The 13,711-nt window shown below is 66.9% G+C and carries 11 protein-coding genes; 7 read left to right on the forward strand and 4 right to left on the reverse strand.

The genetic code is table 11. From position 1 onward, the window contains the following. Positions 1-35 precede the first annotated feature (35 nt). On the reverse strand, positions 36-2,261 hold the full coding sequence (locus DF286_RS13570; RefSeq protein ID WP_424141259.1) for an LPS-assembly protein LptD: 2,226 nt from the start codon (positions 2,259-2,261) through the stop codon (positions 36-38). A gap of 188 nt (positions 2,262-2,449) precedes the next feature. Between DF286_RS13570 and DF286_RS13575 the strand changes: the two genes are divergently transcribed. The 3 genes from DF286_RS13575 (at position 2,450) to ndk (ending at position 5,035) form a co-directional block, all read left to right on the forward strand. Beyond that, positions 2,450-3,925: a leucyl aminopeptidase gene (locus DF286_RS13575; RefSeq protein WP_109272231.1), complete on the forward strand. Its 1,476-nt coding sequence runs from the start codon at positions 2,450-2,452 to the stop codon at positions 3,923-3,925. 138 nt (positions 3,926-4,063) lie between these two features. Then, the gene (locus tag DF286_RS13580; RefSeq protein WP_341533245.1) at positions 4,064-4,525 is read left to right on the forward strand and encodes a DNA polymerase III subunit chi; all 462 of its coding nucleotides are present in this window, start codon (positions 4,064-4,066) and stop codon (positions 4,523-4,525) included. 87 nt (positions 4,526-4,612) lie between these two features. Further along, positions 4,613-5,035 carry a nucleoside-diphosphate kinase gene (ndk, locus tag DF286_RS13585; RefSeq protein ID WP_109272233.1) on the forward strand — a complete coding sequence of 141 codons (423 nt, stop codon included), beginning with the start codon at positions 4,613-4,615 and terminating at the stop codon, positions 5,033-5,035. A 209-nt stretch (positions 5,036-5,244) separates the two neighbouring features. Here the strand turns inward: ndk and DF286_RS13590 are convergent, their stop codons facing one another. The 3 genes from DF286_RS13590 to purM all read right to left on the reverse strand — a co-directional run bounded on the left by DF286_RS13590 (position 5,245) and on the right by purM (position 8,011). Then, entirely contained in the window at positions 5,245-5,874 is a 630-nt protein-coding gene (locus DF286_RS13590; protein ID WP_243444884.1) for a hypothetical protein, read from the reverse strand. Positions 5,875-5,973: 99 nt separating this feature from the next. Then, positions 5,974-6,912, reverse strand: a complete 939-nt coding sequence (gene purN / locus DF286_RS13595) for a phosphoribosylglycinamide formyltransferase (protein ID WP_109272234.1) — start codon at positions 6,910-6,912, stop codon at positions 5,974-5,976. After that, positions 6,905-8,011, reverse strand: coding sequence for a phosphoribosylformylglycinamidine cyclo-ligase (gene purM / locus DF286_RS13600; protein ID WP_109272235.1), 1,107 nt, complete (start codon positions 8,009-8,011; stop codon positions 6,905-6,907). The genes purN and purM overlap by 8 nt, the downstream gene beginning before the upstream one ends. Positions 8,012-8,072: 61 nt before the next feature. On the opposite strand from purM, the gene DF286_RS13605 reads away from it, so the two are divergent. The 4 genes from DF286_RS13605 to DF286_RS13620 are packed head-to-tail and all read left to right on the forward strand — an operon-like array spanning position 8,073 to position 13,588. After that, complete coding sequence (locus tag DF286_RS13605) at positions 8,073-9,314, forward strand: heavy-metal-associated domain-containing protein (protein ID WP_243444885.1); 1,242 nt, start codon at positions 8,073-8,075, stop codon at positions 9,312-9,314. 7 nt (positions 9,315-9,321) lie between these two features. Continuing rightward, complete coding sequence (locus tag DF286_RS13610) at positions 9,322-9,942, forward strand: HdaA/DnaA family protein (RefSeq protein WP_109272471.1); 621 nt, start codon at positions 9,322-9,324, stop codon at positions 9,940-9,942. A 2-nt stretch (positions 9,943-9,944) separates the two neighbouring features. Next, on the forward strand, positions 9,945-12,116 hold the full coding sequence (locus tag DF286_RS13615) for an RNA degradosome polyphosphate kinase (protein ID WP_109272237.1): 2,172 nt from the start codon (positions 9,945-9,947) through the stop codon (positions 12,114-12,116). 14 nt (positions 12,117-12,130) lie between these two features. Then, positions 12,131-13,588: a Ppx/GppA family phosphatase gene (locus DF286_RS13620; protein WP_109272238.1), complete on the forward strand. Its 1,458-nt coding sequence runs from the start codon at positions 12,131-12,133 to the stop codon at positions 13,586-13,588. The last annotated feature ends 123 nt before the right edge of the window (positions 13,589-13,711 follow it).

Raw genomic sequence — 13,711 nt, forward strand, 5'->3', positions numbered from 1 at the left:
ACCAAATGTGGAGCGATAATTGGGCGCGGGGCCGTTCACCTTTGAAGACCCAGGTTCTTGAGAGCGATGCGGAAAAGGAAAGTGTTGCCGCGGCGGAAGTCGCCCGTCGTCTCATAGTCGCGGCGCCAGGTAAGGCCGATCTCGATACAATCGTCGTCATAGGCGATGCCGAGGCGGTGGCGGACGGGCTCATAGCCGTCGGCGTCGGAAAGCGGGTCCTCCTCACGATTGGTGAGATCGACCACCGCCGAACCGAAAACAGACCAGTAATTGGCGAACTTGACCCGCCCGCCGATCCTCACCTCCTCCCGGTCGCGCAGATCCTCGATCGCGGGATCGATATCGCGGTTGAGGCGGAGATACCCGATCGTGGCATAGGTCTGGCGGCCGCCGACGACAGCGTCGATCTCGTTGCGGCGGATGGCGAGGCTGTCCTTGTCGAGCCGGAAGCGGTGGACGACGTCGAGCTTGCGGCCGAGCTTGACGCTGGTCCGGCCGACGAAATCGGAGAATTGGTCGGAAAGGCCGGTGCCGACGGGAAAGATGTTCGACTTGTCGTCGAGGCGGTAGCTCTGGCCGACGGTGGTGCGGATGGCGGTGCCGGGAAGATCGAGGGCCCACTCGACCCCGTAGGTGACGCGCGTGCCATCCTCCCAGCGGTCGTAGCCGGGAAAGCGATTGAGGGCGAAAAGGTTCGAATCCTCGAGGTCGACCGCGCGCGCGTCCTCGTTCGGGATATCGAGATTTTCGGTCGGCGGGGTAGCGACGAGCTGGACTCGCGGCGTCAGCCGCTGCGTTCCACCCAGAAACTCGCCGATGAACGGCCATTTGAGGTCGGCCGCCAGCGCGCCGATCGCGCGGCTGCTCCAGCCTTCCTCGCCGCGATACATCTCGATCGGCGTGAGCAGCGTGTCGCTCGTATGATAGATATCGCCACGGCCATAGGCGGTGAGTGTCAGTTCCTGGCCCATGCCGGTGATGCTCCGCCGCTCCCACATCGCGCTGGCGAAGGCGCGCTGTGTGTTCTGGCCCTCGGTGCGGAGGATGGCGAGGCTGTTCGCCTGAAGCTCGATATTGCCGTCCCACACCGGATCTTCGAGGCGGAAACGCGCGTCCACAGCCGGCAGCGCCACCGGCTGCTGGCCGGCCACGTCGGTAAGCCGTAGCCCCTGGAAGGCCCAGCCCGCGATGGAGATATAGCTGTCTTCGTTGATCCGCTCGGCGTTGACGACGCTGCGGAGGCGATCGTCGCGGGAGATGTCGTAGCGGCGCAGGAATGTACGGTCGGTCACGTAGCGCCCGGACGCGGTGATGCTCCACTCCGGGTCGAGCTGGAACTTGCCGCTGCCTTCCAAATAGGCGCGAATGCCTTCGTTGCGATCCAGCGTCGGCGAACCGAGCGGGTCGAGGCCGATGCGCGAGCTGTGGGTGACATAGGCGCCGAGCTCAAAGGCGCCGAGCTCCGTCAGCTGCCGATAGCGGCCTTCGAGCATCGGCAGCACGTCGGTGTAGATGTGGGGCGTGATCGTCGCGTCCTTGTTAGGCGCGATCTTCAGATAATAAGGAAGGCTGAGCTCCAGCCCGTTGCTGCGGCTGATCCTGATATCCGGAACGAGCAGCCCGGTGCCACCGGCCTCAGTCCCATCGGGATGCGACAGGCCGGGGAGGCCGATGATCGGCATGCCGAACAGGCTCAGCGTCGCGCCTACATAGCGGATTCGGTTCTTGATCGGATCGTGGACGACCTTGACGGCGGTGATCTTCCAGGTGGGGTCCCTGGGGCAGCCCTCGCTGTCGACGACCGCGCAGGGCGTGTAGGCGGCGCGGTAGAGGGTGGTGCGGCCGTCATCCCGTTCCGCCCGGTCGGCGGCGAGGCGGCCGCCGTCCTCCAGAACGAGGAGCATGTTGTCGACCATGCCGTCGCGCAGGGTGTCGGTCAGTACGATGCTGTCGCCATAGGCGGCATCGCCCTGCGGGTTGACGACGCGGACATTGCCCTCGGCGCGCACTTCGCCGGTCTCGCGGTTCCAGACCACGGTGTCGGCGCGGAGCCGATTGCCTTCGGTCGTCATCCGGACCTCGCCGCTGGCGGTGACGATATCCGCCTGGCTGTCATAGGTGAGTTGGTCGGCGCTGAAATCGACGGTCCGCTCTTCTCCGCCGGTGGATGGGGGTGGGCTGGTCTCCTGCGCTGCTGCCACGGCAGGCGCGCACAGCAGCAGGGGCAGGGCCGTCCGACAGAGGAGATTCAGCGTCTTCACGATTTCCGCAACATTGGCCCCGCCGCATTGGCACGCGCGACGAACGAGCCTATCGCATCACAAGCCGCCGCCTGCAATGGCGGAAGCCGAAGCCCGAGTTTTGCCACCGGCCAGTCGTTCGCCTATCAGGGCGGCCAGTTTCCCCACGCTACCCAAGCGTCCGAGTCCGATCAGGAGGTTATCCGCCCATGAAAGTCAGCTTCGCCTCGCAGCGCCCGGAAGGTTCCTATGCGCTCGCCATCCCCGTTTGGAGCGAGGACATGCTGACGGACAGGCTGGCGGGGATCGACGAAGCGGGCCGCGCCTTGGCGGCGCGTGCGGCCGAGGCGCAGCGCTTTGAGCGGGAGGTCGGAACGATCGCGGAGAGCTTCGTGAGCGAAAGCGACAGCGCCCGCCGACTGCTGATTGTAGGCCTTGGCGGCAAGCGGGACGATGAGGCCCTTTATGAGCGCGTGGGCGGGGCGCTGACCGCTCGCCTCCTGACCTCAGGCGAGACGAAGCTCGTCGTAGACCTTACCGGCCTTGACCTGGACGGCGAGGCCGCGGCGCGGATCGCCTTCGGTGCCGCCGCCCGCAGCTGGCGCTATGACATCTATCGCACCAAGCTAGGCAAGAAGGCGCAGCCGACCCTGGAGGAAGTCGTGATTGTCGGGGGCGGCGAGGGCGCCGAGACGGCCTGGTCCGACAAGGCGGCGCTGCTCGAGGGCATTTCCTTCACCCGCGAGCTGGTCACCGAGCCCGCCAACATCATCTACCCCGAGACCTTCGTGGAGCGGGCTCGCGCTCAGCTGGAGCCGCTCGGCGTCGAGATCGAAGTGCTCGACGAGAAGGCGATGACCGAGCTCGGCATGAACGCGCTGATGGGCGTCGCCATCGGCTCGGCCCGGCCGCCGCGCCTCCTCGCCCTGCGCTGGAACGGCGGCGGGGACGCGAAGCCCGTCGTCTTCGTCGGCAAGGGCGTCACCTTCGACACCGGCGGCATCTCGATCAAGCCCGCCGCCGGCATGGAGGCGATGAAGTGGGACATGGGCGGCGCCGGCGCCGTCGCGGGCGCGATGAAGGCGCTCGCCGGGCGCAAGGCGAAGGCCAATGTCGTCGGCATCTGCGGCCTCGTCGAGAACATGCCCGACGGCAAGGCGCAGCGTCCCGGCGATGTGGTGAAGTCCCTCTCCGGCCAGACGATCGAAGTCATCAATACAGACGCCGAAGGCCGCCTCGTCCTGTGCGATGCTATGGCCTGGGCGCAGCGCCAGTATAAACCTGAGGTGATGATCGACCTCGCCACCCTTACGGGCGCGATGATCATTTCCCTGGGCTATGAATATGCCGGCCTGTTCTCGAACGACGACGGCCTGGCACAGAAGCTCGCCGACGCCGGCATGAAGACCGGCGACAAGGTGTGGCGGATGCCGCTTGGCGAGGTCTACGACAAGCTGATGGACTCCCCCATCGCCGACATGAAGAACAGCGGCCCGCGCGAAGGCGGCTCGATCACCGCCGCCACCTTCCTCCAGCGCTTCGTCGAGGAAGGGGTGAAATGGGCGCATCTGGACGTCGCCGGCATGGTCTGGGCCAACAAGGCCGGGCATCTGTGGGACAAGGGCGCGACAGGCTACGGCGTGGCCCTCCTCGACCGTTTCGTGAAGGACAATTTCGAGAGCTGATCGCCCTACCTCCACGTCATCCCTGCCTCCACGTCATCCCGGCGAAAGCCGGGACCCAAGAACACCGCTTCTACGGAGGAGGCCGTGTTCCTGGATCCCGGATCAAGTCCGGGATGACGATCGGAGCGAAAGGGTATCGTGACGCCTCTCGCCCGACCGCCGGATATGCTCGTCGATTTCTATCACCTCACCGCCTCGCCCATCGAGCGAGTCCTCCCGCGCATCGGCGAGAAGCTGCTGGCGGATGGCGAAAGGCTGCTGATCGTGGCCGAGCCCAGCCTCCTCGGCCAACTCGACACCCACCTCTGGAGCTACGCCCGCGACTCCTTCCTGCCGCACGGCCGCCACGACGGTCCGGCGCCCGGCGAGCAGCCGATCCTCCTCTCGTCCGAACCGGAGGCGGCGAACGACGCCCGCAACATCGCCCTCGCCGACGGCCGCTGGCGAGACGAAGCTCTGACGTTCGAGCGCGCCTTCTACTTCTTCGACAGCGCCCATATCGAAGACGCCCGCCAAAGCTGGCGCGCGCTCAAGGACAAGCCCGAAGCGGAGTGCCGCTATTGGAAGCAGGTCGACGGGAGGTGGGTGCAGGGACCTTGAGGTTGTCGATCTAGCTCCCTTGCGGTTTCGCGCATCGCCTCTTAGAGCGCGCCCATTCAATCCCGCATTAATGGAGCTTTGCCGGCCATGGCGACCGAACGCACTTTCTCGATCATCAAACCCGACGCCACCCGGCGCAACCTGACCGGCGCGGTCACCAAGATGCTGGAGGATGCAGGCCTGCGCGTCGTCGCTTCCAAGCGTATCCACATGACGCGTGAGCAGGCCGAAGGCTTCTACGCCGTCCACAAGGAGCGCCCCTTCTTCAACGATCTCGTCACCTTCATGATCTCCGGCCCGGTCGTCGTCCAGGTGCTGGAGGGCGAGAATGCGGTCGCGAAGAACCGCGAAGTGATGGGCGCCACCAACCCGGCCCAGGCCGACGAAGGCACGATCCGCAAGGTCCACGCCGAATCGATCGAGGCCAATACCGTCCACGGCTCCGACAGCCCGGAGAATGCGAAGATCGAAATCGACTTCTTCTTCAAGCCGGAAGAGATCGTCGGTTGACGATCAGTCGGGGGGCTGATTGGCAAACGACGATTGGGTTGACGATCAGTCATCGGAACAAGGGCCCGGGCGGAAACGTCCGGGCCTTTTTCTTGGTCGTCACCCCGGACTTGATCCGGGGTCTATGAACACCGCCGCATCTCGTCCTACACCACCTGTGATCATGGATGCCGGATCAAGTCCGGCATGACGAGATGGAGGCGAGTACGTCAACGCGACCGCGCCTTCCAGATCGCATCCAGGCGGGCTTGGGCGTCCTTCGGCCGGGCCCGTTCTATGAGCGCCAGCCCGCGTAGCTCTACGTCCGTGTCGAGGATGCCGCTGTCGAGGCGGTAACCTATGTCGTATAGAGCGGTGTCGCTATAGGTCTCGCCCTCGCTGACGAAACGGGTGGTGATCGCGACGGGAAGGCGGAGGTCGCCGGACGAGCCCCGGCGGTCCAGATCCTCCACCGCATCGTCTATCCAGCCGGCCTCGATCCGCGGCTCGATCACCGCGTCGATCGCACGTGCATCCAGCGCCGTCGGGAAGCGGATCGTGAGGCTCTGGATCACCTTGTCCGCTTCGGTCGGCGCGAGGGCCAAGGTGCGGGCGTCGCGGCTGGCGGCAGCCGTCAGCACCAAGCTCTGCGATCGTTCGGCCGCCGCCGCCTTCGCCACTGCTTCGTCGGCCTTCTCGGCGGCGCGCTCCGCCTCCGACGCTGTGCGCTCGCTATAGCTGTTCCAGAAGGTGAGGGCGGAGATGATCAGCGCCGCCACCGCCACCATCTCGCCCAATGTGATCCAGCGCCGGCGGATGGCGGCGGCTTCGGCCTGGGCTTGGGTCTGCTTCTCGGGCATGTTTCTCCCCTATTTGGTCATTGCGAGCGGAGCGAAGCAATCCAGACGCCACCGAGCTGGATTGCTTCGTCGCTTCGCTCCTCGCAATGACGCATAGCTTCAGATTACATCCGCGAGCTTGCGCGGTGCGGCAAGGCGCCAGCTCTTCAGCAGCCATTCGCTGACATGATCCCAGTCGACCTCGCCCTGGTCGAGCCGCAGCCCGATCCAGCCCGAGGGACCCAGATAAGCAGGACGAAAATAAAGGTCCGGCTCGGCCTCGATCAGCATCGCCTGCTCCTCGGCGCCGCTGGTCTTGACCAGCACGGCGGTGATGCCGTTGCCGTGATGATCCTCGCTGAAATAGGCGAACATCTTGCCGCCGGCGACGGTGAAGCCCGGGGTGCCGTGCGAGAGTTTCTCCTCGGCCGCGGGGAGGGCGAGGGCGAGTTCGCGCACCTTGTCCAGCAGCGCATCGGGCCGGGTCTCGCGGGTGACGAGGTCGGCGAGGATGCGGGGATAGAGCTGGTGCTCGGCGATCAGAACGCGGGCGGCGAGCGTCGCTGGCGTGTCGCCGTCCAGCACCGCGACCTCCGTCTGACCGAGCACGGGCCCGTCGTCGAGTTCCAGCGTGACGAGATGGACCGAGCAGCCCGCGACCCGGTCGCCTGCCTCCAGCGCGCGGGCATGGGTGTCGAGGCCCTTATATTTGGGCAGGAGCGAGGGGTGGATGTTGACCATCCGCCCGGCCCATTTCTCGACGAACTCGGCCGAGAGGATGCGCATATGGCCGGCGAGGGCGACATAGCGCACTCCCGCCGCTTCGAGCTCGCGGTTGAGGATTGCGTCATAGTCGGCGCGCTTCATGCCCTTGTGGCCGAGGGCGAAGGTCGAGATGCGCTCCGCTTGCGCGAGGGCGAGCCCCGGCGCGTCCGGATCGTTCGATGCGACCAGCGCGATCTCATAAGGGCAGTCCGGCTGCCGCGAGGCGTAGAGCAAAGCGGCCATGTTGGAGCCGCGCCCCGAGATGAGGACGCCGACCCGCGCCTTTTCAGCCATGGTGGGTCGCGGTCCAGGCGGCGCGGGCGCTCCAAGCCTCGTCCGAGCCCGACACGGTGCAGCCTTTTTCGCCCGCCTCGATCCGGCCGATCCGGAACACCGTCTCGCCGGCCGCTTCCAACTCCTCGGTCACCGCGTCGGCCGCGTCCGGAGCCACCACCAGCGCCATGCCGATGCCGCAGTTGAAGGTCCGCGCCATCTCGCCGGGCTCGATATTGCCCTGCGCCTGGAGGAAGGCCATCAGCCGCGGCTGCGGCCAGGCGTCGGCGTCGACGAAGGCGTGCAGGCCCTCGGGCAGCACGCGGGGGATATTCTCGAGCAGGCCGCCGCCGGTGATATGGGCGAGGGCGTGGATGCGGCCCGAGCGGACGACCGGCAGCAGTGATTTCACGTAGATTCGCGTCGGCTCCAGCAAGGTTTCGATCAGCAGCCGGTCCTGGTCGAACAGGGCAGGGCGGTCGAGCTTCCAGCCCTTGTCGGCCGCGAGGCGGCGGACCAGCGAGAAACCGTTCGAATGGACGCCGGAGGAGGCGAGGCCGAGGATAAGGTCGCCCGCCTGCACCTTGTCGCCGGTCAGGGCCTCGCCGCGCTCCACCGCGCCGACGCAGAAGCCGGCGAGGTCATAGTCGCCCTCGGCATACATGCCCGGCATCTCGGCCGTCTCCCCGCCGATGAGGGCGCAGCCAGCCTGGCGGCAGCCCTCGGCGATGCCGGCAATGACGGCTTCGGCGACGCCGCCCTCGAGCTTCCCGGTGGCGAAATAGTCGAGGAAGAAGAGCGGCTCGGCGCCCTGGACGATGAGGTCGTTGACGCACATGGCGACGAGATCGATGCCGACGCCGTCGTGGCGGCCGCTGTCGATGGCCAGCTTCAGCTTGGTGCCGACGCCGTCATTGGCGGCGACCAGCAGCGGGTCCGTGTAGCCCGCGGCCTTCAGATCGAAGAAGCCGCCGAATCCGCCGAGCGACGCGTCCGCTCCGGGGCGTGCCGTCGATTTCGCCAGCGGGCCGATCGCCTTCACCAGCGCGTTGCCCGCCGCGATGGAGACGCCCGCCTTGGCGTAGGTGTATGACTCAGTCTGTTCGTCGATTTCGCTCATATCAGCGCGCCTAGCGACAACAGGCTTGGATTTCCACGATCAACTCGCCAAAAGGCGGCTTGTGAAGCTTTTCAGACGTCGAGCCCCCCTCATCCTGATGGCCGGCGCCCTTGCCATGGCGGGGGGCGGAGCCCTTTACGCGCAGCTGGAAGGCGCCGAGCGCGGCGTGCCGCCGATCGACAGCTCCAGCACGCTGGAAGTGACCGGGATCGAGGTCGACGCGAACGGCAAGACCTCCGAGGAGGCCCGGCTTGCCGGATGGCGGCAGGCGCAGAGGCTCGGCTGGGCCGCGCTCTGGGCGAAGAGCAACGGGCGTCCCGCCTCGCAAGCACCGGCGCTTACCGACGCCGTACTCAACACCATCGTCGCCGGCATCGTCGTCGAGCAGGAGCAGATCGGTCCCAACCGCTACATCGCCCAGCTCGGCGTTCTGTTCGACCGTTCCCGCGCCGGGCAGATGCTAGGCGGCGCTCAAGGCCCCACGCGACGTTCGGCGCCGATGCTGGTCATTCCGGTCCTGCAGACGGGCTCCGGCGCCTACAGCTTCGAGTTCCAGAACGAATGGCAGAAGGCCTGGGCTCGCTTCCGCACCGGCGGCAGCGCCATCGACTATTTGCGCCCGACCGGCCTCGGGGTCGATCCGCTCCTCCTCAACGCCGCCCAGACGCACCGGCCCGGCCGCGCCTGGTGGCGCATGATCCTCGATTCCTATGGCGCTGCCGACGTGATCGTGCCCGAGGTTCATCTGAAGCGGCTCTATCCGGGCGGGCCCGCCATCGGCACCTTCACGGTTCGCTTCGGTCCCGACAATGTGGTCCTCGACCGCTTCACCTTGCGGGCCGAGAATAGCGGCGCCATTCCGCGCCTGCTCGACGAGGGCGTGCGCCGGATCGACCAGTCTTATACCCGCGCCCTGATGGCCGGCATGCTGACTCCCGACCCGTCGCTGATCGTCGAGGAGCCGGACATCGCGGCCGACCTGGCCGAGCAGATCGAGGCGGCGGGGGAGGCCTTCTCCACGCCGACCACGACGGCGCCGGTCCCGACCGGGGTCGCCACCAGCTTCAACATCCAGGTCGATACGCCGACCGCTGCGGCAGTGAGCCAGGCCGAGCTGTCGGTGAGCCGCATCAACGGCGTCACCTCCGCGCTCACGACCAGCCTGGCGCTCGGCGGCACTTCCGTCATGCGCGTCACCTTCGTCGGCGATTCGGCGTCGCTCCAGGCCGCGCTCCAGGCGCAGGGCTGGCAGGTGCAGGGCTCGGGCACCACGCTCCGAATCTCCCGCCCCGGTGGGCAATAGGCTGGACGTGGCCCAGATCGCGCTACCGCTCGACTGGCCGGTGGCGGACCGCGACGAGGATTTCCTCGTCTCCGACGCCAATCGCGCCGCCTTCGACCATTTCAAGCGCTGGTCGCTGTGGCCGGTCATGGCGACGATCCTCACCGGTCCCCGCAAGTCGGGGCGAAGCCTGCTCGGCCGAATCTTCGTGCGCAAGACCGGCGGCCGGCTGTTCGACGACGCCGAGGATCATGAGGAAGAGTCGCTGTTCCACGCCTGGAACGAGGCGCAGGAGCGCCGCAAGCCTCTGCTCGTCATCGCCGACGCGCCGCCGCCCGCCTGGGAGATCAAGCTTCCCGACCTCAAGTCGCGCCTCGCCGCCACTCCGCACGTGCACATCGAGGAGCCGGACGACGCGCTGCTCGGCGACCTGATCGTCAAGCTGCTCGCCGACCGCGGAGTCGCCGCCCCGCCGGAGCTGCCGGAATATCTGATCCCGAGGATCGAACGCAGCTATGTCGCCGTTCAGCGGGTGGTCGAGAGCCTCGACCGGGTAATGCTTTTGCAACATAGGCGTATGACGGTGCCGATGGCCCGTCGCGCCCTGGTCGAGTCGGGCCTGATCAAGCGAGCGAAGAGCCGAGCCTAGACATGGAAAAACCCGCGGCCTCACCCGCCAACGATCTCGGTCCCGGCAGCGGCGCCGGCGGCGAAGCGCGCGAGCGTTATTTCAACCGCGAGCTCTCCTGGCTCGCTTTCAACCGGCGCGTGCTGGAGGAGGCGAGCAACCCCGCCCATCCCTTGCTGGAGCGGCTGCGATTCCTCTCCATCTCCGGCAACAATCTCGATGAATTCTTCATGGTGCGCGTCGCCGGCCTGAAGGGCCAGCAGCTGCTCAACGTCGAGGAGCATTCGGCCGACGGCCTCACTCCGGCGCAGCAGTTGAGCGCGATCGGCGAGGAGGCGAATCGTCTCACCGCCGCCCAGCAGGATGTCTGGCGCACCCTTCGCAAGGCGCTCGCGGAAGCCGGAATCGAGGTCATCAGCAGCCGCGCCGAACTGGAGCCGGAAGCGGTGGAATGGCTCGACCGCTTTTTCACCGAGCAGATCTTCCCGGTCCTCACGCCCCAGGCGATCGACCCGGCCCATCCGTTCCCGTTCATCCCTAACACCGGCTTCTCGCTGGTCTTCGATCTGAAGCGGCGTTCCGACGGCGAACCGATCCGCGAGCTGCTGATGGTGCCCTCGACCCTGCAGCGCTTCGTCAGATTGCCCGGGGAGGCGGCGCGCTATGTGCCCGTCGAATCGCTCATCCGCCGCCATATCTCGACGCTGTTCCCCGACTACGACCTGCTTGGCGGCGGCGCTTTTCGCATCATCCGCGACAGCGACATTGAAGTGGAGGAGGAGGCCGAGGACCTCGTCCGCTTCTTCCGCAGCGCCATCAAGCGCCGCCGCCGCGGCCGCGTCATCCGCCTCGAGCTGGAGGAGGACATTCCCGACGGCCTTGAACTGGTCGTGCGCGAGGGCCTGGGCGCGGGCGAGGCGCTGATCTTCGAATCGACGGGATTCCTCGGCATCGCCGATCTCCAGGCGCTGGTCGAGGAGGACCGGCCCGACCTCAAATTCCCGCCCTTCTCGCCGCGCTTTCCGGAACGGATACGGGAGCATGGCGGGGATTGCTTCGCCGCGATCCGCGCCAAGGACATCGTCGTCCATCACCCTTATGAAAGCTTCGACGTCGTCATAGCCTTCCTGCGCCAGGCCGCCGAGGACCCGGACGTGGTGGCGATCAAGCAGACGCTCTACCGCGCCGGCAAGCAGTCCGCGATCATCCGGGCCCTGATCGACGCGGCCGAGGCGGGGAAGTCCGTTACCGCCGTGGTCGAACTGAAGGCCCGCTTCGACGAGGAGCAGAACCTGCTGTGGGCGAACGCGCTCGAGCGGGCGGGGGTGCAGGTCGTCTACGGCTTCATCGACTGGAAGACCCACGCCAAGACGTCGATGGTCGTGCGCCGCGAGGAGACGGGCTACCGCACCTACTGTCACCTCGGCACCGGCAATTACCATCCGGTGACGGCGCGGATCTATACCGACCTCAGCTTCTTCACGGCCGATCCCCGCATCGGCCGTGACGTGGCGCAGCTGTTCAACTACATCACCGGCTATGTCGAGCCGCGCGGGCTTGAGTTGCTCACCCTTTCGCCGCACGGCCTCCGGGACGAGCTTTGCCGGCTCATCGACGCGGAGATCGTCCATGTGAGGGCGGGACGGCGGGGCGTGGTCTGGGCGAAGATGAACTCCCTCGTCGACCCGGCGCTTATCGACAAGCTCTACGAGGCCAGTGGCGCCGGCGTGCAGGTGGAGTTGGTCGTGCGCGGCATTTGTTGCCTGCGGCCGGGGGTTCCGGGCCTGTCCGACAATATCCGGGTGAAATCGATCGTCGGCCGCTTCCTGGAGCACAGCCGCATCTGGTGCTTCGGCAATGGCGAGACGCTGCCCAATCGCGAGGCCGGCGTCTATGTGAGCTCGGCCGACTGGATGCCCCGCAACTTCGACCGCCGCGTCGAATATATGCTGAAGATCGAGAATCCCACGGTGCACGCCCAGATCCTCGATCAGGTCATGGTCGCCAACCTCATCGACAATGAGCAAAGCTGGCGGCTACGCCCCGATGGAAGCTATGAACGAATCTCCGCTGGCGACGACAAGCCTTTCAACCTTCACCACTATTTCATGACCAATCCATCGCTCTCCGGCCGCGGGGCGGCCCTTCGCGGCGGCGGCGCCGTTCCCAAACTGCGCTTCCGGCGCGCCCGCTGAGCCGCACATCCGGGATGCAGAAGCCGATCGCCATCGTCGACATCGGGTCGAACTCGGTCCGACTGGTCGTCTACTCCGGCGCGACCCGAAGCCCGTCGGTCATCTTCAACGAGAAGGTGATGGCGGGGCTTGGGAGGGGCGTCGTGACCGACGGCGCGCTGGCCGAGGAGGACCAGGAACGGGCGCTCGAGGCGCTCGCCCGCTTCCGCATCCTGAGCAAGCAGATGGGCGCGCGGCGGGTGCGCGCGGTGGCGACGGCGGCGGTGCGCGACGCCTCCAACGGCGCCACCTTTCTGGAAAGGGTGCGCAAGCTCGGCTTCGATCCGGAGATCCTGCCGGGCGACCAGGAAGGCTATATGGCGGGGCAGGGGGTCCTTTCCGGAATCCCCGGCGCCGACGGGCTGGTCGGCGATCTGGGCGGCGGCAGCCTCGAACTGGTCGATATCGCCGATGGCGAGGTGGGAAAGAGCGCGTCGCTCCCGTTCGGCGTATTGCGCCTTGCCCCCCTGATCGAGCGGGGCCGGTCGGTCCTGGTCAAACAGATCACGCAAGCCCTCGACGGCCGTGGTCTTCGCAAGCGCGCCGAGGGGCGACCCTTCTATCTGGTCGGCGGCTCCTGGCGCGCGCTGGCGCGGATCGACATGCTGCTCGTCGACTATCCGCTCCCCATCCTCCACCAATATCGCCTGGCGCCAGCCCGGCTGAAGGCGCTCGGCGAAGGCATGGCAGGCCTCGACATCGCCGTGCTGAAGCGGCTGCCGTCCTTTTCCATGACCCGCTGGCAGACCTTGCCGGACGCTCTCCGGCTCCTCCAGATTCTCGTCGACGAGCTTCGGCCGAGCGAGCTCATCGTCTCAAGCTTCGGCATCCGCGAGGGGCTGCTGTTCGACGCGCTTGATGGCGAGCATCAACTCCGCGATCCGCTGATCGACGCGGCCCGCGAAGTGGGCGAGGACCTCGGTCGCTTCCCCGGCCACGGCACGCTGCTCGACCGCTGGATCGCGCCGATCTTCGACGACGATCCCGACGCGGCCCGCCTGCGCCTCGCCGCCTGCCTGCTGAGCGACATCGCCTGGCAGGCCCATCCCGACTTCCGCGCCGAACGCGGCGTCGACATGGCGCTTTACGGCAATTGGGTGGGCATAGACGGGCCGGGACGGGTGATGCTCGCCCAGGCGCTGTTCAGCCATTTCGGCGGCGGCAAGAGCTTCTCTTCGCTCGACGTCGCCCGGCTCTGCACCAAAGAGGAACTGGCGCGCGCCGCCCTTTGGGGCCTCGCCATGCGCCTGGGGCAGCGGCTCAGCGGGGGCGTCGCCGCCAGCCTGGAGCGCAGCCGGCTCACCCGAAGCAATGGTGCGCTGCGGCTCGAGCTGCAAAAGCGGGACGCGGCTCTCTATGGCGAAGCGGTGGAGAAGCGTTTCAAGGCGCTAGCCACGGCAATGGGTTGCTCGGCGGAGATGGTGGCGATCTGACGCCATTCGTCATTCCAGCGCCTTTCGTCATTCCGGCGAAAGCCGGAAACCAAGAACACCGCCCCTTGGATCAAAGCTTCAGACTCGTCCCACGACCGCCCGTGTTCTTAAGTCCCGGCTTTC

The sequence above is a fragment of the Sphingosinicella humi genome, assembly GCF_003129465.1.
Classification (GTDB): Bacteria; Pseudomonadota; Alphaproteobacteria; order Sphingomonadales; family Sphingomonadaceae; genus Allosphingosinicella; species Allosphingosinicella humi.

Bases quoted from the DNA above. Each gene is read 5' to 3' on its own strand.
- DF286_RS13575 (WP_109272231.1), top strand. From the start codon at position 2,450: ATGAAAGTCAGCTTCGCCTCGCAGCGCCCGGAAGGTTCCTATGCGCTC.
- ndk (WP_109272233.1), top strand. From the start codon at position 4,613: ATGGCGACCGAACGCACTTTCTCGATCATCAAACCCGACGCCACCCGG.
- DF286_RS13590 (WP_243444884.1), bottom strand. From the start codon at position 5,874: ATGCCCGAGAAGCAGACCCAAGCCCAGGCCGAAGCCGCCGCCATCCGC.
- purN (WP_109272234.1), bottom strand. From the start codon at position 6,912: ATGGCTGAAAAGGCGCGGGTCGGCGTCCTCATCTCGGGGCGCGGCTCC.
- purM (WP_109272235.1), bottom strand. From the start codon at position 8,011: ATGAGCGAAATCGACGAACAGACTGAGTCATACACCTACGCCAAGGCG.
- DF286_RS13615 (WP_109272237.1), top strand. From the start codon at position 9,945: ATGGAAAAACCCGCGGCCTCACCCGCCAACGATCTCGGTCCCGGCAGC.
- DF286_RS13620 (WP_109272238.1), top strand. From the start codon at position 12,131: ATGCAGAAGCCGATCGCCATCGTCGACATCGGGTCGAACTCGGTCCGA.